The 20,140-nt window shown below is 63.1% G+C and carries 19 protein-coding genes; 11 read left to right on the forward strand and 8 right to left on the reverse strand.

Translation table 11 applies throughout. The features are described 5' to 3' along the window. Positions 1–31 precede the first annotated feature (31 nt). Together G5V57_RS01830 and G5V57_RS01835 are read right to left on the reverse strand one after the other, a co-directional pair. Positions 32–967: a 3-keto-5-aminohexanoate cleavage protein gene (locus G5V57_RS01830; RefSeq protein ID WP_165165931.1), complete on the reverse strand. Its 936-nt coding sequence runs from the start codon at positions 965–967 to the stop codon at positions 32–34. A gap of 208 nt (positions 968–1,175) precedes the next feature. Then, complete coding sequence (locus G5V57_RS01835; protein ID WP_165165932.1) at positions 1,176–2,378, reverse strand: multidrug effflux MFS transporter; 1,203 nt, start codon at positions 2,376–2,378, stop codon at positions 1,176–1,178. A 186-nt stretch (positions 2,379–2,564) separates the two neighbouring features. On the opposite strand from G5V57_RS01835, the gene G5V57_RS01840 reads away from it, so the two are divergent. Together G5V57_RS01840 and G5V57_RS01845 are read left to right on the forward strand one after the other, a co-directional pair. Further along, positions 2,565–3,224, forward strand: a complete 660-nt coding sequence (locus tag G5V57_RS01840; protein ID WP_165165933.1) for a TetR/AcrR family transcriptional regulator C-terminal domain-containing protein — start codon at positions 2,565–2,567, stop codon at positions 3,222–3,224. Between the two features lie 64 nt (positions 3,225–3,288). Beyond that, positions 3,289–4,098, forward strand: a complete 810-nt coding sequence (locus tag G5V57_RS01845; RefSeq protein ID WP_165165934.1) for a DUF72 domain-containing protein — start codon at positions 3,289–3,291, stop codon at positions 4,096–4,098. A gap of 70 nt (positions 4,099–4,168) precedes the next feature. Here G5V57_RS01845 and G5V57_RS01850 read toward each other — a convergent pair whose 3' ends face one another. Then, positions 4,169–5,899 (reverse strand): adenylate/guanylate cyclase domain-containing protein, encoded by a 1,731-nt coding sequence (locus G5V57_RS01850; protein WP_165165935.1) that lies wholly within the window; start codon positions 5,897–5,899, stop codon positions 4,169–4,171. Between the two features lie 283 nt (positions 5,900–6,182). On the opposite strand from G5V57_RS01850, the gene dinB reads away from it, so the two are divergent. Both dinB and G5V57_RS01860 read left to right on the forward strand, forming a co-directional pair. Further along, positions 6,183–7,430 carry a DNA polymerase IV gene (gene dinB, locus G5V57_RS01855; protein WP_165165936.1) on the forward strand — a complete coding sequence of 416 codons (1,248 nt, stop codon included), beginning with the start codon at positions 6,183–6,185 and terminating at the stop codon, positions 7,428–7,430. 131 nt (positions 7,431–7,561) lie between these two features. Continuing rightward, complete coding sequence (locus G5V57_RS01860; protein ID WP_165165937.1) at positions 7,562–8,035, forward strand: VOC family protein; 474 nt, start codon at positions 7,562–7,564, stop codon at positions 8,033–8,035. A gap of 156 nt (positions 8,036–8,191) precedes the next feature. Here G5V57_RS01860 and G5V57_RS01865 read toward each other — a convergent pair whose 3' ends face one another. From G5V57_RS01865 to G5V57_RS01885, 5 genes are all read right to left on the reverse strand, one after another. Continuing rightward, on the reverse strand, positions 8,192–9,295 hold the full coding sequence (locus G5V57_RS01865; RefSeq protein WP_165165938.1) for an ABC transporter ATP-binding protein: 1,104 nt from the start codon (positions 9,293–9,295) through the stop codon (positions 8,192–8,194). A gap of 1 nt (position 9,296) precedes the next feature. After that, positions 9,297–10,214, reverse strand: a complete 918-nt coding sequence (locus G5V57_RS01870; protein WP_206530170.1) for a polysaccharide deacetylase — start codon at positions 10,212–10,214, stop codon at positions 9,297–9,299. 20 nt (positions 10,215–10,234) lie between these two features. Further along, positions 10,235–11,035: an ABC transporter permease gene (locus G5V57_RS01875; RefSeq protein ID WP_165165939.1), complete on the reverse strand. Its 801-nt coding sequence runs from the start codon at positions 11,033–11,035 to the stop codon at positions 10,235–10,237. Further along, positions 11,035–11,862: an ABC transporter permease gene (locus G5V57_RS01880; protein WP_165165940.1), complete on the reverse strand. Its 828-nt coding sequence runs from the start codon at positions 11,860–11,862 to the stop codon at positions 11,035–11,037. Before G5V57_RS01880 ends, G5V57_RS01875 begins: the two co-directional genes overlap by 1 nt. 138 nt (positions 11,863–12,000) lie before the next feature. Continuing rightward, positions 12,001–13,119 (reverse strand): ABC transporter substrate-binding protein, encoded by a 1,119-nt coding sequence (locus G5V57_RS01885; protein ID WP_165165941.1) that lies wholly within the window; start codon positions 13,117–13,119, stop codon positions 12,001–12,003. 268 nt (positions 13,120–13,387) lie between these two features. On the opposite strand from G5V57_RS01885, the gene G5V57_RS01890 reads away from it, so the two are divergent. The 7 genes from G5V57_RS01890 (at position 13,388) to G5V57_RS01920 (ending at position 20,140) form a co-directional block, all read left to right on the forward strand. Beyond that, positions 13,388–14,035, forward strand: a complete 648-nt coding sequence (locus G5V57_RS01890; RefSeq protein WP_165165942.1) for a TetR/AcrR family transcriptional regulator — start codon at positions 13,388–13,390, stop codon at positions 14,033–14,035. Next, positions 14,032–14,775, forward strand: a complete 744-nt coding sequence (locus tag G5V57_RS01895) for an SDR family NAD(P)-dependent oxidoreductase (RefSeq protein ID WP_165165943.1) — start codon at positions 14,032–14,034, stop codon at positions 14,773–14,775. Before G5V57_RS01890 ends, G5V57_RS01895 begins: the two co-directional genes overlap by 4 nt. Positions 14,776–14,806: 31 nt before the next feature. Next, on the forward strand, positions 14,807–15,811 hold the full coding sequence (locus G5V57_RS01900; protein WP_165165944.1) for a dimethylarginine dimethylaminohydrolase family protein: 1,005 nt from the start codon (positions 14,807–14,809) through the stop codon (positions 15,809–15,811). Positions 15,812–15,822: 11 nt separating this feature from the next. Then, positions 15,823–16,275 (forward strand): hypothetical protein, encoded by a 453-nt coding sequence (locus tag G5V57_RS01905; protein ID WP_165165945.1) that lies wholly within the window; start codon positions 15,823–15,825, stop codon positions 16,273–16,275. Between the two features lie 22 nt (positions 16,276–16,297). Beyond that, positions 16,298–16,753 carry a hypothetical protein gene (locus G5V57_RS01910; RefSeq protein WP_165165946.1) on the forward strand — a complete coding sequence of 152 codons (456 nt, stop codon included), beginning with the start codon at positions 16,298–16,300 and terminating at the stop codon, positions 16,751–16,753. Between the two features lie 22 nt (positions 16,754–16,775). After that, entirely contained in the window at positions 16,776–17,897 is a 1,122-nt protein-coding gene (locus G5V57_RS01915; protein WP_165165947.1) for an ABC transporter substrate-binding protein, read from the forward strand. Positions 17,898–18,457: 560 nt separating this feature from the next. After that, entirely contained in the window at positions 18,458–20,140 is a 1,683-nt protein-coding gene (locus tag G5V57_RS01920) for an alpha/beta-hydrolase family protein (RefSeq protein WP_165165948.1), read from the forward strand.

The following is a 20,140-nucleotide window of genomic DNA, read 5'->3' on the forward strand; positions in this document are numbered from 1 at the left end:
ACTGAACTTGAGGCGGCGCCCGGCGCCTCGGTCAGAACTTCACATTCGCAGCACCTTTGAGTTCGAGCATCTGCCGCGCCTCGTCAGGGGACGCGACATCGATCGACAGCTCTTCCAATATATGCCGCATCTTGGCGACGAGTTCGGCATTCGACTTGGCGAGCTTGCCCTTACCGAGGAACAGATTGTCCTCGAGGCCGACGCGGACATTGGCGCCCATGGTCGCCGCCATCGTGCAGAAGGGGAGCTGGAAGCGCCCCGCCGCCAGCACCGACCAGTGATACTGATCGCCGAACAGGCGCTCGGCCGTGTCGCGCATGATCAGCACATTCTGCGGATCGGGCCCGATGCCGCCCAATATGCCGAAGATCGTCTGAACGAAGAGCGGCGGCTTGACCAGCTTGCGGTCGAGGAAATGCGCCAGGGTGTAGAGGTGGCCGACATCGTAGCATTCAAACTCGAACTTGACGCCATGCCCCTCGCCCAGACGCTGCAGCACCTGCTCGATGTCGCCGAAGGTATTGCGGAAGATGAAGTCGCGCGAGCGGTCGAGATGCTGGCGCTCCCAGTCATGCGCGAACTCCTTGTAGCGTCCGAGCATCGGGAACAGGCCGAAATTCATCGAGCCCATATTGAGCGAGGTCATTTCGGGCGACGCCCGCTCCGCCGCCGCAAGGCGCTCGTCGAGAGACATGCCCTGCCCGCCGCCCGTCGTGATGTTCACGATCGCATCGGTGCCCTGCTTGATCCGCGGCAGGAAATCCATGAACAGATCGGGCGACGGCGACGGCCGGCCATCCTTGGGGTCGCGCGCATGGAGATGCAGGATCGCCGCCCCGGCCTTGCCGGCTTCGACCGCCTGGCTGGCGATATCGGACGGCGTCACTGGCAGATGCGGCGACATTGACGGCGTGTGGATGGAGCCGGTGATGGCACAGGTGATGATGGCTTTGGATTTGGCGCGCATGAGGGTTCCCGAAGTGATTCAAGGGCCCAAGCTTCGCGATATTCGGGGATTTGTCAAAAGGGTGCTCAGGGGTGCCAAAAATCAAAGGGTCGCTTCAGGGATTTGTCATCCCTGGAGCGACCCTCGCCTCAGCTGGGGGACGGCTCCTGTTGCCGAGACTGCTGAATTAACAGCTCCAAGTGGTATTGGTTCCCATCGGAGGCACAATTCATTCGGCGGGAACATCGACGACCCTCCGTTGCCGCAGGATCGCCTCGGTCAGGACGAAGGTGATGAGGGCGCAGGCGGCGATGCCCACCACCATCGGAAATGCCGTTCCATCAACGAAGAGGCCGACAAGGGCAACAGCAACGGCGCCCGCCGCAAAATGCAAGGTGCCCATGAGCGCCGAAGCGGTGCCGGCGATCTCGCCATGATCCTCGAGCGCCAGCACCGCCGTGGTCGGAATAACAAGGCCCAGAAAGCCACAGCCGATGAACATCAACACCGCCAGCACATCGAGGCGATCGACCCCGACAGCGAACAAAGTGAAAAGGGCCGCAATGGAAACGAAATAGCCGACGACCGCCACGCGCACGACCCGTGTCAGACCGAAACGGTCGGCGAGCCTGCCGGTCATCTGCGACACCGCAAAGAACGACACCGCATTGATCGAGAAGAAGACGCTGTAGAGCGTTGGCGTGAGGCCGTAATGATCGATGAGCACGAAAGGCGAATTGGCGAGATAGACGAAGAAGCTCGCAATGCCGAAGCCGCCGATGAACGTGAGTGCCAGGAAATTGCCGTCGGCAAACAGCAGCCGATAGGCCGCGAGCGCGCTACCGACGCCGCTTTCGACGCGTTGTGCCTGCGGCCGCGTCTCCGGCAGCATGGTCGCGATCATGACGATGCCGAGGATCGCCGCCACCGTCACCACCCAGAACACGGCGCGCCAGTCGGCGAGCCCGATGACGATCGAGCCGGTGAGCGGCGCCAGGATCGGCGAGATGCTGAAGACGAGCATGAGCAGCGACATCATTCGCGCCGCCTCGATGCCGGTATGGAGGTCGCGCACGACCGCACGCGAGATCACCATGCCGGCGCAGGCCCCGATCCCCTGGATGAAGCGGAAGATGTTGAGCGTGGTGATGTCGGGTGCCAGCGCGCAGCCGATGCCGCCGACGGCGAAGAGCGTGAGCCCGATATAGAGCGGCAATTTGCGGCCGAACATATCGGAGAGCGGGCCGAAGACGAGCTGGAAGGCGCCGAAGGAGATGAAGAACAGCATCAGGCTCAGCTGCACCGACGTGATATCGGCATTGAGGCTCTGTCCGATGGTGGGCAGCGCCGGCAGATACATGTCGATGGCAAATGGCCCGATCGCCGAAAGCAGTCCCAGAATCACGGCATTGCGGATGAAATGCGTCTGCATGGCGTAGAGATCCCCCGTCGCGGGCCGCGCCGGCAGGCCGGCGCAACCTCGAAGTTATTGAATTCAATCAGAAATCACGGTCGCGCGAGGAGTCGGGGCAAGTGGGCGCGACTTCGCAAGACAGATTAGCCTAAATTATTGGACAGAGTTGTCAAAACTGTCAAGCCCCCCTATTATCCCTGCGACATGACAGAACTGGTCAGCACCATCGCAGGCTCCTCGCCCCGAACCCATGCCGCCAAGCGGCTCTCCATTCTCGACGCGGCGACCATGGTCTTCTGCCGGGATGGTTTCGCCAGCGCCAGCATCGAGACGATCGCCGCCGAGGCGGGCGTGTCGCGCCAGACCATCTACAATCACTACACGGACAAGGAGAGGCTGTTCACCGCGGTGGTCAAGGACATGACCGAACGCGCCAACGCCACTCTCTTCGCCACTCTCGCCGCCTTCCCCGAGCGGCCGGTGGATCTGGCCGCTGAACTTGTCGATTTCGCGGCGAAGCTCGCCTCCAACTGCCTGTGCAACCGCGACTGCATCATTCTGCGCAAGCTGATCCAGGCCGAGGGCGAACGTTACCCCGAGCTCTTCGCGCCCTGGCGCACGCTCGGCCCCGAGCGGGCCTGGGCGGCAATCGGTGCCCGCTTCGCCAAACTGCATCATCTGGGCTATCTCGAAATCGAGGATCCCGACATCGCGGCGCGCCAGTTTCAGGCTCTCGTCAATGCCGATCTCTATGTCGGCACGCTGCTGGGCGACAAGCCGACGGAGGCGCAGATCCGCGCCGCCGCTACCCAGGCGGTCAACACCTTCCTCAAGGCCTATGGCAAGACTGCTGCCAGACACTGACAGCAGACACCTCTAAAATCCTGTTGTAGTCTCACCGCCCGTTCCCAGTCCCGGAGATCATCGCATGGCCAAGTCCCCCACCGGAAAGATCCGCGTCGGCATCGGCGGCTGGACCTTCGAGGACTGGCGCGGCAGCTTTTACCCCAAAGGCCTGGCGCAGAAGCGCGAGCTCGAATATGCAAGCCGGCAGCTCACCGCGATCGAGATCAACGGCACCTATTACGGCAGCCAGAAGCCGGAGAGCTTCGCGCGCTGGCGCGACGAGACGCCCGAGGGCTTCGTCTTTTCGGTCAAGGGCACGCGCTTCAGCACCAACCGCCGCGTGCTGGCCGAGGCCGGCCAGTCGGTCGAACGTTTCATCACCAGCGGCATCACCCAGTTGAAAGAGAAGCTCGGTCCCATCAACTGGCAGTTCCTGCCGACCAAGCAGTTCGAGCCCGACGACTTCGAGGCATTCCTCAAGTTTCTTCCCGACACGCAGGACGGTCTGCCCTTGCGCCATGTGGTCGAGGTGCGCCATCCAAGCTTCAAGGTGCCGGAATTCATCGAGCTGTTGCGCAAATACAAGGTGGCGACAGTCTATACCGACAAGGAGAGCTTCCCCGAGATCGCCGATGTGACGGCGCCTTTCGTTTATGCCCGCCTGCAGCGCATGTCGGAGACAATCGAGACCGGCTATGCGCCCAAGGCGCTCGACGACTGGGCGAAGCGCGCCAAATCATGGGCCGAGGGTGGCGCACCCGGTGATCTCGAAACCATCGCCAAGCCGGAAGCGAAACCGCCCAAATCGCGCGACGTCTTCGTCTTCATGATCAACGGCTTCAAGCCCAAGGCGCCCGCCGCCGCGATGTCGCTGATCCAGAGGGTGAAATAGGGAGCGCGATCACCTGTGAGATGAGCCAGCGATTTAAGGTAGCCACAGCCGCCGCATATGCTTCCCCAAATTACTCTGGCAACCCGGCTTTGAGCAGCCCCGCGAGCAGATGCTCCCTGTCGTTAGGGAGTTTGTAGGCCTCTTTATCCGCAAGCCGACGCGCCGAAAACTCGGGAAACAACCTCAGCACCTCTGCGGCCGAAGCGTGCGCCTTCTCGTTCCGGACCCCATACGCGTGACAGGCGGCCACATAAGCGTGGGCCCAGGCCGGTAAGGCAGGCGCCCGACTGAATGCGGTCACGGCTTCATCATACTGACGGGCATTGAAATGCGCGACACCGATCATTCGCCACCACCAAGCGGGATTGAAATGCGGGTCGACGATCTTTGCCCGGCGATACCACTCGAATCCTTCCTGGGTTCGGCTCCAAAAGATGTGCAGATCTCCCATCCCAGTGAGATTCGCGGCGCTGTTTGGATTGAGCTCCATGGCGCGTCGGTAGTGATGCTCGGCCGACTCGAGTTCGCGAAGATTCAGGTAGACCCAGGAAAGGATCTGATGACTGTGACCATTCGTATCATCGAGCCGTACCGCTGTCTTGGCCACTTCGAGAGCCTGTTCGAGCGTTGCCTTCGAATCGGCGGGCTCACGGAACCAATCTTGAGCAAGCAGATAAGCGATCATGGCGTAAGCTCGTCCGAATCTCGGATCGAGCTCGATCGCCTTTTCGAACAATATGCGTGCTTCTCGCTCTGCGGCGATGTCTCCAGCGGGCAACGCCAGTCCACGCAGGAAGAAGTCATACGCCCTCATGCTGGTGGATTGCCGTTTGCCCTGCCCCGCACCCATAGCCTCAAGGCGCCCGACAAGAGTGCCAACCAGCGAACTGATAACTTGATCCAGGACGACAAAAATATCCTCCTGATCCCGGTCAAATCGCTCAGCCCAAAGATGGTTGCCGGACTCCGTGTCAATGAGTTGCGCGGTAATGCGAGTATAGCTGCCGAATTTTCGGACGCTCCCTTCAACAACATATTGTGCGCGCAGGGCCTGGCCGACGCGCTTCACATCGACGGCTTTCCCGCGATACTGGAATGACGTATTGCGCGCCACGACCGACAGCTCGTGAAAGCGCGAGAGTTCAGTGATGATGTCTTCGGTGATTCCGTCGCTGAAATAGTCCTGTTCGGGATCACGGCTCATGTTAAAGAAGGGGAGAACGGCGATGGTGGGCCTTTCGGACGAAGAGGGACGAGCTCCCAATGAAGGTGCGGCGCTCTTCCCGGCACTTACTCGAAACACCCTTACCGGCTTGGCAATGTTCTTGAGGGAATGTTCGCCGAGATCGTCCAACGTGGCGTCGATCTTGCCGCGCACCTGCTCATGAACGGCACGAGAGATTACGACTCCACCTGGCTCCGATAGCGTTTCGAGACGCGCGGCGATATTGACGCCGTCGCCATAGATGTCTTCCCCCTCATCGAGGACGTCGCCGAGATTTATACCGATCCGAAGGACGATCTGCCGGTCTCCAGCCACGTTCTCATTGGCTTCCGCCATTTTTCCTTGAAGCTCTAGCGCCGCGGCGACCGCATTGACGGCACTCCCGAACTCGACGAGGACACCGTCGCCCATGAGCTTGACAAGCCGGCCATCGTGCCGGCGCAAGACCACCTCGAGTATTGCCTTTTGCCAGTCCAGAAGCGCCGCTAGCGTTCCTGACTCATCCGCCTCCATGAGCCGACTGTAACCGACAACGTCGGCAACCAGAATCGCGACCAATCGGCGGTTAGCGATCATGTCTGCATCGCCCTGTTGCAGCAGTGGCTCCGGCGAAAATAACACGGGCGCGCGGCGGTGTCGAAGTGGGCAAATCCAGGCAGGATCGGAAATAAGGCCGCCGACAAGGGGCCGGGAGACCTGGGTCGGTTTCCGGAAAGCCCGGTTATCAGGACCTTGATCTCCGCAGGCTGCGCAGTGAGCGCTTGTGCCCTCATGCGACGGCTCGACGAAGTGGATTGACAGTCATTCCATCTGTTCTCATTATGTTCCAATTTGACTCAGCGCTGCGAAGGCTCCAGGAATGGAAAGTCCCGCCACGATCCTGCATGCCGATCTCGATGCCTTCTACGCCTCGGTGGAGCAACTGCTCGACCCGTCGCTCCGCGGCAAGCCGGTCGCGGTGGGCGGCGGCGTGGTGCTGGCGGCCTCTTATGAAGCGAAAGCCTTCGGGGTGAGGGGCGGCATGCCGGGACGCAAGGCCCGCGAACTTTGTCCCGGTCTCATTTTCGTCGGCGGCCATTTCAAGGATTATCAGCGGCTGGGCGACGCTGCGATCCGCGTGATCGGCGATTTCACGCCGCTCGTCGAGCGGATCTCGATCGATGAAGCTTTCGCCGACGTCAAAGGCTGCACGCATCTCTTCGGCCCCCCTGCCGAGATCGCCGAGGCGATCCGCCGGCGCGTGCGCCTGGAGCTGGGTCTTCCCATATCGGTCGGCGTGGCGCGCACCAAACATCTGGCCAAGATCGCCTCGCAAGTGGCGAAACCCGATGGGCTTGTCATCGTCGATCCCAACGCCGAGCTCGCCTTCCTGTATGATCTGCCGGTCGAGCTGATGTGGGGAGTGGGACCGGCCACACAGGCGCGGCTCGCAAGCCTCGGGATCACGACGATCGGCGCGCTCGCCAACACGCACAAAGGCGCGTTGGTGCGCTTGCTCGGGCCTGCCGCGGGCGAGAAACTCACCGCACTCGCCTGGAACCGTGACCCGCGCGAGATCAGGACGCACCACCGCGCCCAGTCAGCCGGCGCCCAATCGGCGCTCGGCAGGAAGCCCGCCGAGGAGCGTGTCTTCCGCCCAACTTTGCGCCATCTCGCCGACCGGGTCGCCACGCGATTGCGCTCAAAATCGCGTCCCGGCCGCACGGTCACGGTGCGCGTCCGCTTCGCCGATCTGCGCTCCGTCACGCGCTCGGTGACGCTCGACGCTCCGGTATCGGCGACCGCGATCCTCGCCGAGATCGCCGAGGATCTGATGCGCGGCGTGCTGGCCGATCATCCGCGGGAAACGGTCATCTCGCTGCTGGCGATCTCGGTATCGCATCTCGATGACCGCTCCTGGCTTCAACTCGAATTGCCCTTCGGTCTTGCCGACGAGAAGCGCCTGCCCGGCGCCAGGCCGGGCATGGCTCGTTTCCTGGCCGATCGCGCCATCGACAAAGTGCGCCAGCGCTTCGGCTGGGAAGCAGTCGGTTATGCTTCAGTTGCTCTTGGGCCACCGCGTTCGGTCCCCGATGATTTCCGGGAGCTTGCGGAGAAGGAGCTTTAGTCCTTACACTCGCATGGTGGGAACCGGATCGCCGGCTTCCGGAACTTTCTCCAGCATTTGGACGTTTCATCGAATGTGGCGGGGCTAGCACAGACGCTAAATCATCATCCGGATGACGAAGAGGACAAGCAATGGCCAAGAACACGATTTGCCTGTGGTACGACAAGGACGCCGAGGACGCGGCGCGCTTCTATGCGGGCGTCTTTCCCGACAGCAAGGTGGGCGCCACGCATCACGCACCCGGTGATTATCCCAGCGGCAAGAAGGGCGACGCGCTGGTGGTGGAATTCACCGTGGCCGGCATTCCCTGCATCGGCCTCAATGGCGGCCCCGCTTTCAAGCATAACGAAGCTTTCTCATTCCAGATCTCGACCGAAACCCAGGAAGAGACCGACCGCTATTGGAACGCGATCGTCGGCAATGGCGGGCAGGAAAGCGAATGCGGCTGGTGCAAGGACAAATGGGGCGTGTCCTGGCAGATCACGCCGCGGGTCCTGATGGAGGCCATGGCCGCCGGCGGTGCGGAAGCAAAACGCGCCTTCGACGCTATGATGACGATGAAGAAGATCGACGTCGCCGCGATCGAGAAGGCGCGGCGTGGCTGAGACAACAACGGGGAGCATGCTCCTATTCTCACGCTGAGGTGCCCGCCGAAGGCGGGCCTCGAAGCGCCCCTCAGGATAAAGCGCCCACGCCGCAGCATACTCTTCGAGGCTCCCCCGGCTCAAGGCCGGGGTCGCACCTCTGGGTGAGGGAAATCGTCACTTATCCTTGACGAGCACGCCCGCTTCCGGCGACCAGGTCACCGCAACCTGAGCTCCGGGCTGGCGCAACGGGCCTGCCTCGAAGGCCGGCATCTGGCTTTCGAGGACCCCAAGCGGCGTCTCCACCACATAAACATACTGGCTGCCGACGAAGGCCGAGGTCGTGACATTGCCTTCGATGCGGTTGAGGCTCGTCTTGGCGGCATCGGGAGAGACGACTGAAATCCGCTCGGGCCGCAGCGCGAGCAGCGTCTTCTCGCCGGCGGCCGCCGCGTCCCTGCCCTTGGCATGGCGCACCGCGATGCCCTTCACATCGATCTTGAGCTCGGTGCCGTTGACCGAAGATATCGCGCCTTCGAGGAAATTGGCGCGGCCGAGGAAGTCGGCGACAAAACGGGTCGAGGGCCGGTTGTAGAGCGAGTCAGGCGCGCCGATCTGCTGCACCGCGCCGTCGCGCAGGATGACGATGCGGTCAGACATGGTCATCGCCTCCTCCTGGTCATGCGTCACATTGACGAAGGTGGTGCGGAGGCGCTGATGCAGGCTGCGCAATTCGAACTGCAGCTCGGCGCGGAGCTTCTTGTCGAGGGCGGACAGCGGCTCATCGAGCAGCACGACGGCGGGATCGAACACAAGCGCCCGCGCCAGCGCCACGCGCTGCTGCTGGCCGCCCGACAATTGCCGCGGCATGCGGTCGGCCAAGGCGGAGAGATGCACGAGATCGATGGTGCGCTCGACCTGGGCGTCGAGCTCGCTCCCCTTGATGCCGCGCAGTTTGAGCGGATAGGCGATATTGCCGCGCACCGACATATGCGGGAACAGCGCATAGCCCTGGAACACCACGCCGAAATTGCGCTTCTCCGGCGACAGCGCGTCGATCTTCTGGCCGTTGAGCAGGATCTCGCCCGAATCCGGCGCCACGAAGCCGGCGATCGCCATCAGGATGGTCGACTTGCCCGAGCCCGACGGCCCGAGCAGGCTCAGGAACTCGCCCGACGCGATGTCGAGCGACACATTATCGATCGCGGCCACCTTGCCGTATTTCTTGGTGAGGTTGCGGATCGACAGAGCGATCGGCGGTTTTTCCTGAGCTTGCTTCATGTCACCCTCGGCTGGCGGTCACGAGATGATCGACGGGCTCCGTCCAGAACGGCACCTGATCGGTGCGTGGCGTCCAGACACCCGTCTTGATCAGCGAATTCACATGATCGGCGATCTCGCTCATCGGCGCGAACCACACATCGCCCTTGGCGAGCATGTGGTCGATGAGACGCACGATCGCCTCGGCGCGCGCCAGGCGGCCCGATACGAAGGGATGCCAGACCGAGATCCACAGGCCGCCGTGATTCCAGGCGGCGTCGAATTCGGCGCGGAACACCTCCATCGCCCGCTCCGGCGCCTGGATCGGCATCATGAAGCCGAATTCCTTCATGTTCACATATTGCACCCAGTCGTCGAGCGCGAAATCGGACGGCAGTTCGACGAGCGCGCCCTTGTCGGCCTTGAGCATATAGGGAATGTCGTCGCCGACCAGCGAGGCATCATAGGTGAAGCCGCGCTCGACCAGGAGATTGGGCGTGTGCTCAGAAAGCGCATAGGCGGGCGCTCGATAGCCCTTCGGGCGCGAGCCCACGACCTTGTCGAAAGCCTGCAAGGCGCGGTCGAGCACGCGTTCTTCATCGCCGGCTGAGAGCGTGAAGGGTTTCTCGTGCAGCCAGCCGTGATGGCCGATCTCGTGGCCCGCCGCGAGCAGCGCCTCGATCGCCTTGGGGTACGTCTCTATGCACCAGCCCGGCACGAAGAAGGTCTGCTTCAGCCCGTAGTGCTTGAAGATGTCGATGAGGCGCGGGATCGAGACGAAGGGGCCATAGCGCAGCGCCGAGGAGGTGGCGAGCCGCGAGGGAGCGGCCTCGCGCTGATAGAGATGCAGCAGGCTCTCGACATCCATGTCGAAGGAGAAGCACACCGCGCAACGGGCGCCGTTCGGCCATGGTGGAGGATTGTTGATCAGAGGCAGCATGGGGTCCTTCGAATTTCCTGTCATGTCGCTTTGGCGCCGCCGCGGCGCCAGGAACTCATCACCGCGAGCAGCACGCCGATGGCGGTGACAGCGATCAGCGCGGTCGCGACCGCGGCGACCGTCGGGTCGACATTCTCGCGGATGCCGTCCCACATGCGCCGGGGCAGCGTATAGACGGCCCGGCTCGAGACGAACATGGTCACCACGATCTCGTCCCAGGAGACGATGAAGGCGAAGACCGCCGCGGTGGCGACGCCGGTGCGGATATTGGGCAGAACGATGTCGACCAGCGTGCGCAGCGGCGAGGCGCCGAGGCTGCGCGCCGCCTGCTCGAGCCTGCCGTCGAGCAGGCTCAGCGAGGTCGTCACCGTGATGATCACATAGGGAATGGCGAGAATGGAATGGGCGAGGACGACGCCGATCCAGGTATCGTAGATGCCGATCGCCACCCAGGCGCGATAGAGCGCCAGCGCGCTGACGATCGGCGGGAAGATCATCGGCGCGAGCAGCAGCGCCGCGACGAGCCCGGCGAGCCACGGCGTCACCCGCCACAGGCCCACCGCGCACAGCGTGCCCAGGGAGACCGCGATCGCCGTCGAGGCGAGCGCGATGCCCAGACTGTCGCCGATGCTGGCGAGCCAGCCACCCGAGCTGAACAGCGTCTCGAAATGCCTGAGCGACAGGCCGGTGGTCGGCAGTGCGATGAAGCGGCTGTCATTGAAGGCGACCGGAATGGCGACCAGCCCCGGCAGCAGCAGGAACAGCGCCACCGTCCAGGCGAGCGTGAAAACGGCGAAGCGGGGCCAGCCTTTGAGTTCCATCACGCGTTCCCCAGGAGACGGCGCACACCGACGACCTTGCTGACGATCCATAGCAAGGCGAGCGTGGCGACAAGAAGGACAACCGACAGAGCAGCGGCGAGGCCCCAGCGCAAGGTCTGCAGCACCGAGATCGAGACATATTCGCTGAGCATGACGACGCGACCGCCGCCCAGAATGGCGGGCGTCACGAAGAAGCCGAGGCCGAAGACGAAGACCAGGAGGCCGGCACCGAAGACGGCCGGCAGCGTCACCGGCAGATAGACGTCGATGAAGGTCCTGAGCGGCGAGGCGCCGACGCTGCGCGCCGCCATCATCAGACGGCCGTCCATGTTCTGCATGGTGGCGAAGATCGGGAAGACCGCATAGGGCACGAGATAATGCACCATGCCGATGATCACGCCGAATTCGTTGCGCACCAGCGGCAAGGGCGCGCCGATGAGGCCGGTGGCGAGCAGGCCCTCGTTGATGAGGCCGTTATTGCGCAAGAGGATGAGCCAGGCGAGTGCCCGCACCAGCACCGACAGCCAGAACGGCACCAGCACGCAGAGCAAAAGCAGGAGTCGCTGCCGCGGGCCCATATGCGCCATGGCGAAAGCCACCGCATAGCCGAGCAGCACCGCGATCAGCGTCGTGATGGTCACGATGCGGAAGGTCGTCCACAGGATGCGCTGGATGCTGCCGGTCTCGAGAATCTGCGCGTACCAGCGCAGCGACGGCTCGGCGAAGCCGTCGAAGGACAGGATGATCAGCTGGCCCACCGGGACCAGGAAGAGGCCGCAGACGAGAAAAGCGGCGGGCAGCAGGAACCCTATATAAGGCTGTCTCATAATGGATATCCTAGATCACGGTGAGTTTGGATTGAGTCAATCCAAACCCATAAACGTGACCGGTTCTTACATTTGGAGCGCTTCCTTGTCGCGAAAGTCGAGCAACTTTCGCGGGAAGCGCGCTGCCCGCCGCCATGATCAGCCGGCTATGCCGTCGATCCACTTTTCCACAGCGGCGTCGTAGTTCATCTCATACCACTCCTCGCTGCGGATCGCCTGTGCTTTGACGTTGTCGCCATAGCCTGGGTCGATGCGGCGCAGTTCGGGCGGCAACATAGCGGACGCGGCCGGGTTGGTCGGGCCGTTGCCGAGGATCGAGAGCAGCTTGATCTGCCGCTCGGGATCGAGAATCGAGGCCAGGAACTTCTGCACCGCCTCGTTCGGCGCCGGATGACCCTTGGGCATCACGAAGGATGAGGGGCAGTAGAGCCCGTCTTCCCAGGTCCAGGTCACCTTGCCTTGCGTGTCACGCTCGAGAATGCTGGCGCGGGTGTTCCAGATGTTGCCCATGACGACTTCGCCGTCGAGGAACATCTGCTGCGATTCGGCACCCGATTCCCAATAGATCACATCGTCGCCGAGCGACTTCGCCTTGGCGATGGCGCGGTCGAGATCGGCCGGATAGAGCTTGTCGCGCGCCACACCGTCGCCGAGCAGGCAGGCCTCCATGGCGCCCATCTGGTATTTCCACATGGAGCGCTTGCCCGGATATTTCTTGGTGTCGAAGAAATCGGCATAGGTCGGCGGCTTGTCCGGGAACAGCTCTTTCTTATAGGCGAGCACGAAGCTGTAGGTGTAGTTGGCGATGCCGTGCTGCCAGGCCCAGCCTTCGCGCACTTTCGACTTGTCGACGATGGTATAGTCGACCTCGTCGAGCAGGCCCTGCTTGCCGAGCTGATTGCACAGGAAGCCGTCGCCGTCGCAGACGTCCCAGATCACCGACTTCGATTCGACCATCGCCTTGATCTTGCCGGCGAGCGGGCTGCCGCCGTCGACGCGCACCGGAATGCCGGTATCGGCGGTGAAGGGTTTGCCCCAGGCTTCGCTCATGCCGTTGATGGCGTCGCCACCGAAATTGGCGAGCACGATCTCACTGGCCTGCGCGGAAGCAGGATTGGAGCCGAGCACGGCGCCGAGCGCGGGTGCGGCACCCGCCGCGGCCAGGAGCGTAAGGAAGTCGCGGCGATGAAGCCTGCCGGCCTTGACCTCCTGTGCGGCGATCTCGACGAGATCAGCCTGAAAACTGTGTTTCTTCATGTTTGTATCCTCTCCTTGCGGTAGCGGCCGCCTTCAACTGCGGCGTGCTTCTCTCATCATGTACGCGGCGCGGCAAGGGCTTTCACCTCTTGGCCGCCACCTGTTCTCAGTCTTCGCATCGGCTGGTCCGAAAACCGCCAGGCGCCCTTCGTGCCGATGCCCTAGGTTTCCCTCCGTTAAATTTTAAGTCAAGTAAAAAAAAGGAGTCGACTTCAAATTTGATGTGATTATCATTCCGGACCATCGATCTCACCGGGAGGCACTCCGCATGGCCGGGCTGCGCGCTCTGCACAGGCAAACACGCTTCAATCAGATGCTGAACGTCGCCGCCGAGCTATTCGCCTCGCAGGGCTATGAGGCGACCCGCATCGAGGAGATCGCCGAGAGCGCCCAGGTGGCGCCGGGCACCGTCTATAACTACTTCACCAGCAAGCCGAATATCCTGATGGCGCTCGCCGTGCGCCATGTGCGTGCCGCCTATCCGGAACGGCGCGACCTCGTGCGCAACCCGCCCGACGATCCGATCGAGGCGATCTACGCCTTCGAGAAACTCCTTACCGAGCAGGCTTTACGCACCCTCAACCGCGAATGCTGGCGCGTCATCTTCTCGGCTCCCTATCGCGAGCCCGACGGCCCCCAGCATCGCCTGTCGCGGCGCTTCCAGGGCATCATCAAACGCCACTACATCCAGCTGCTCGGCGGCTTCCAGAAGCGCGGCAGCATCAAGAAGGATGTCGATATCCGATTGTTCGCCGATCTCATCACCGCGATCGGCACATATCATTTCAGCCGGCTCATCTCGTCGGACACGATGACCATCGAGGAGCTGCGCGTGACGGTCGAAGAGCATCTCGACCTCGTCTTCACCGGCGTCATCGCCAAAACCTCCAAGAGGAAGAAAGCAGCAACAGCATGAGTGATTTCACCGGACAGACCGCTTTGGTGACGGGAGCGGGCTCAGGCATAGGCCGCGCCACCGCAGTCAAGCTCGCCGCCGAAGGCGCCCGCGTCATCGTGCAGGACGTCGATCAAGATCGCGTGAACGCGGTCGTCACGGCCATCCGCGACGCCAAGGGCCAGGCGCTGCCCGCCGTCTACAGCGTCGCCGACGAGGCGACGCTGCGCAAGAGCGCGGTGGAAGCTGGCGGCGTCAGCATTCTGATCAACAATGCCGGCGTGCCCGGCTTCAACGCCGTCATCGAGGATATCGACAAGGCCGCCTATGAGCGCCTGTTCGACATCCATGTCTGGGGCACGCTCGCCGCCACCCGCGCCGTGCTGCCGGAGATGAAGGCGAAGCGCTATGGCCGCATCCTCAACATCTCCTCCAACCGCGCCCAGGTCGGCTTCGAGAGATCGAGCCACTATGCCGCCGCCAAGGCGGCGGTGCTGGGTTTCGCCAAGGCCTGGGCGCGCGAATTCGCCGCCGATGGCATCCTCGTCAACGCACTGGCGCCGGGCGTCGTGCGCACCGGCATGACCTTGCGCTACGGCCAGGACGCGCTCGAGGAGGAGGCCGCGCTCAATCTCGTCAAGAGATGGGCGGAGCCCGAAGAAATCGCCGACTGGATCGCTTTCGTCGTGGGACCCAAGGGTGGCTACATGACCGGCCAGCTTCTCTGCCCCAATGGCGGCGATCCCATCGTCGGCATCTGATTACGAAAACCCAAGAAGAGGAAATGTCACCATGAGCGTGATGACCGAGAATGAATGGCGCTACAACCAGCTGATCAAGATCTTCCCGTCGGAAGCGGAACCCGCTTTCGAGGATGCGGATCTGCTGAAGCGCTGGTGGGGCCGCTCCTGGGGCTGCACCAATGATGTCGGCCGCCTGCGCGTTGTGCTGATGCACCGTCCCGGCCCGGAAGTGAACGTCGTCGACACCTCGAAGCGCCTCGAAATGGGTGCCTTCGGCGACATCCAGCAAGGCTGGTACTGGCGTGGCAATCAGGGCCCCGATCTCGCCGGCATGCAGCGCCAGCACGACGCCTATGTGAAGATCCTGAAGGATGAAGGCGTCGAGATCGTCATGCTCGACCAGGCCGGCCCCGGCCGCATGAAATCAGTCTACACGCGCGACGTCGTCATCGGCGTCGGCGGTGGCGCCATCATCACCCGCATGGGCCCGCGCATCCGCCGTGGCGAGGAAGTGCAGGCGACACGCACGCTCGCCCGCCTCGGCTGCCCGATCCTGCGCACGCTCTCCGGCACCGCGATCGCCGAAGGCGGCAGCTTCGCCTGGCTCAATGAGAAGACCGCCGTCTTCTCGCGCTCCTCGCGCGGCAATGACGAAGGCGGCCGCCAGATCGAGGAAGTGCTGCGCTCGCAGGGCGTCGAGCTCATCCAGATCGATCTCACCGGCTACCGTCTCCATATCGACGGCCTGTTCCTGATGATCGCTCCCGACTTGGCCCTGGTGAATCCGGCGCAAACGCCCTTCCCCTTCCTGCAGAAGCTCAAAGCGCTCGGCATCGAGACGGTGGAGGTCCATCACGAGGACAATCCGTGGATCATCAACGGTCTCGCGGTGGCGCCGCGCCGCGTGATCATGACCGAGGGCGCCTCCAACTACACGCTCGATCGCTTGAGCGCTCGTGGCGTCGAGGTCCTGACCGTTCCCTATGATCTAGTCTGCTCGGGCGGCGGCGGCCCGCACTGCTCGACGGCGCCGCTCATCCGCGACGCGGTCTGAGGCGTATGATCATGCAGAAGGACGACCAGGACCGCGTCATCACCTATATCGCGGCCAACCGCTTCCCCTTCCCCGGCCAGACCGACTGGCCGGAAGGCTACCAGACGCTCACCAACGGCACGAAGCGCACTCATCCGGTCGAAGGACCGGATGGGCCGCACTGGCCCGACATCGTCATCCTCAACGAGAAAGGCGAGCCCTGCCGCCTCGGCGAGGTCGAGGACAAGGTGGACGATGAGGCCATCGCCCGCTGGAAGCTCTGTTCTGACGTGACCGACACGATGAACGAAACCGGAGTGAAAAATCTCTTCGTGTATGTGCGCAAGGGTCTCGCCGCGGAAGCGTTGGCGGCACTCGACAGCAACGCGATCTCCTTCGCGGGACTTCGCGAATACGAGATCGCCGGCGATGACGTGAAGGTGACGCCCTATCTCACCCGTGGCGACCGCTACGACCACCAGTAATCAATCGCATCAGAGAGTACTCATGACTCGTGAACAGCACGACGCCGTCGTCAACTACATCGCCAGGACGCGCTTCCCCTTCCACGACCAGAAGGATTGGCCGGCCGATTATGTCACGCTCACCAATGTCGAGCGTCCGACCCGCTCGATCCCCTATGAAGGGGCTGAGCACTTCCCCGATATCGTCATCGTTAACACCAGGGGCGAGGTGCGCGAGATCGGCGAGGTCGAAGAGGCGCTCGACGAGACCAAGGCGCCGATCTGGAAGACCTGCTCGCTCTGCGCCGACAATCTGACCGAGACCGGCAACCGCCACTTCTTCCTCTATGTGCCGCAAGGTCTCGAGGATGACGCCGTCGCCCTGCTCGACCGCCACGGCATCTCCTTTGCCGGCGTGCGCGGCTTCACCCGCGACGCATTCGGCGCCATCCGCATCACGCCGCATGTCACGCGCGGCGATTCCAAAGATCATAGATAACAACAAAAGTGGAAGCACCATCATGTCCCGCAACGCATTCAAGCTCGACCGCCTGCAGATCGGCATCGACGATCTCAAAGCCGGCCGCATCGACCGCCGCGGCTTCGTCAAGCTCTTAGGCGCCCTCGGCTTCGCCGCCCCGCTCGCCAAGCTGAGCCTCGGCGCCGACGACGTTCTGGCGCAGGCGAACGAGATCGTCGTCTCCAATTTCGGCGGCGACGCCGCGACCTTCATGGCGGAAGCCTGGGGAGCCCCCTTCACCGCCGACACCGGCACCAAGGTCAGTGTGATCGGCGGTGCGCCGCTTCCCGGCAAGATCCGCGCCCAGGTCGACGAGAAGAACGTCATCTGGGACGTCTGCGACGCCGATGGCTTCATCGCCATCGATCTCGGCCGCAAGGGCTATCTCGAGCCGATCGATTATTCGGTCGTCGACAAGAAGATGATCCGCGAGGGCTGGGCCTGGGAGCATGGCATCGCCAATTACGGCTTCAGCTTCGTCATCGCCTATGACAGCGGGAAAATGGGCGGCAACGCGCCCACCGGCTGGACCGATTTCTTCGACGTCGAGAAATATCCCGGCAAGCGCGCCATGTGGAAATACATGATGGGTGCCGCGGAAGGCGCTCTCCTCGCCGATGGCGTGCCGGCCGACAAGCTCTATCCGCTCGATATGGACCGCGCTATCGCCAAGATGAAGACCATCAAGGACCATCTGATCTTCTGGGACTCAGGTGCTGAGTCGCAGCAGATGTTCCTCGACGGCGAGATCGTCATGGGCTGCATCTATTCCACCCGCGCCAGCGTGCTGGAGCGCGATACCAACAAGCGCGTCAGCTGGGTCTGGGAAGGTGCGAATTACTGCCCCGGCGCCTGGGTGGTGCCGAAGGGCAATCCGGCCGGCGCCAAGGTGCAGCAGTTCATCGCCTCGACGCTCACGCCCGAGCGCCAGATCGTGCTGCTCGACAAGCTCGGCAACTCGCCGTCCAATCCGGCCGCTTCGGCGCTCCTCACCCCCGAACAGCAGCGCATCGACCCCGGCTTCCCCGCCAATCTCGCCAAGCAGATCATCCGCGACGAGACCTGGTATGCCGATCACTATGACGACGCGCTCAACAAATGGATCGACGCGATCGCAGGCTGAACAAAAGGGCGCCGCAAGGCGCCCTTCTTGTTTGGGCGCTGAGCTGTCACTCATTTTAATGTGAGGAGCGCGCCCAAGCTCTCCCAGCGTCGTCATCCCGGCTTTCGCCGCTATCACATTCCCACATCTCACGAGAGATGCAGGTCACCCCTCGCCCCTCAAAGAGGGGAGAGGGAGGGGCCCAACGCGCCAGCGTTGGGAGGGTGAGGGGCATCCTTGTTACCCTTCTTTCTAGCTAACTCAGCAATCGCGATAGATCTGTTAGTCATTGCGCCAAGAGGCCGGGTGCCCCTCACCTTCCCATTGCTTCGCAATGGGCCCTCCCTCTCCCCGCTCCCGCGGGGCGAGGGGAAGAGCCGTATCTCTTGATGAGATGTGTGCATACGATAGCGGCTTTCGCCGGGATGACGGTTTGATTTTGCCGTTTTAGTTTCGGGTGGCGAATTTGGCGCGTCTCACCGGGCCTTCCCTGAGGTTCGCCGAGTTTTCCCGGAGCAGCCCTGCCGTTTGCGGGAGAGGGTGGATATAATGGAGGGATTACTCACCCCGGGGAATAGCGCATGGGACGCCGCTGGCTCGATTTTTGGCACTCTCTCTCAGGCATAGGTTTGCTCCTCGGCACGCTGTTCTTCGCCGCCGCCTTGACCCCTACGTTGGTGCCCCGCACATTTCTGACGCAAGGTGTATTGTCGGGCGCCTGTTTCGCCTTGGGCTACGGCATCGGCGTTTTCTGGCGCTGGCTATGGGCCTATCTGGAGCTGCCCGAGCCCCGCGAGCGCTTCCGCTTGATCGCCAATACCGTCATCGCGATTCTCTGCGCCGCCGTGGCAGTCTATTTTTTGTGGCGCGCGGCGGAGTGGCAGAATTCCATCCGCCTCCTGATGCAGATGGAGCCGGTGACCAGCGCCCATCCGACCAAGCTCTCGCTGATCGCGCTTCTCACCTTCATCACACTGCTCGTGCTGGCGCGGCTGTTCCGCCAGGTTGCCCGCTTCGTCGCGGCGAGGATGCGCCGCATCGTGCCGAGGCGCGTCGCCAACGTGATCGGCGTCGTTCTGGCCGTGCTGCTGTTCTGGCTTCTGGCCAATGACATGTTTTTCCGTCTGGCGATCCAGGCCGCCGATTCGAGCTTCCGGGAATTTGACGCGCTCATCGAGCCGGACAGTCCCAAGCCGACGCTTGCCGTCAAGACCGGAAGCAGCGCCTCGCTCGTCAGATGGACCGATCTCGGGCGCGCGGGACGCGAATTCGTGGCCTCGGGTCCCACGGCAGCGGCGATCAGCGCACTGACCGGACGCGCCGCGCTCGAGCCGATCCGCGTCTATGTGGGGCTCAATGCCGCCGAAAGCCCTGAGCAACGCGCCAGGCTTGCGCTGGCCGAACTCAAGCGCGTCGGCGCCTTCGAGCGTTCGCTGCTGGTCGTCATCACCCCGACAGGCACCGGCTGGATCGATCCCTCGGCGCTCGACAGCCTCGAATATCTGCATGAGGGCGATGTGGCGAGCGTCGCCCAGCAATATTCCTATCTGTCGAGCCCGCTCTCCCTGCTGGTGCAGCCCGAATATGGCGAGGAGGCCGCCCGCGCGCTCTTCCGCGAGGTCTATGCCTATTGGACCACGCTGCCCAAGGACCGGCGGCCGCGCCTCTATCTTCATGGCCTGAGCCTCGGCGCGATGAACTCCGAGAAATCGGCGCAGCTCTTCGAGATGATCGGCGATCCCATCGACGGCGCCCTGTGGAGCGGGCCGCCCTTCGCGAGCCGCGGCTGGCGCTCGGTGACCGACCTGCGCAACGCCGGATCGCCCGCCTGGCTGCCGCAATTCCGCGACGGCTCCTTCGTGCGCTTCATGAACCAGAACGGGCTGGGCGCTACGCCCGCGGCGCCCTGGGGCCCGATGCGCATCGTCTATCTGCAATATGCGAGCGATGCCGTTACCTTCTTCGATTTTCGCGACCTCTATCGCTCACCCGCCTGGATGGAGCGCCCGCGCGGCCCCGACGTCTCGCCCGAGCTCACCTGGTATCCCCTCGTCACCATGCTGCAGCTGGCGCTCGACATGGCTGTCGCGACGACGACACCCATGGGCTTCGGCCATGTCTACGCGCCCGAGCACTATGTCGACGCCTGGATCGAGGTCACCGGCGCGCCGGGCTGGACGGCCGACGACATTGCCCGGCTCAAGCAGCATCTGAAAGCCGCGCGGACCGACGGTAAGAAGAGCGATGAGAATCGCGGCGGATGA

It is taken from the genome of Nordella sp. HKS 07, assembly GCF_011046735.1.
GTDB lineage: Bacteria > Pseudomonadota > Alphaproteobacteria > Rhizobiales > Aestuariivirgaceae > Taklimakanibacter.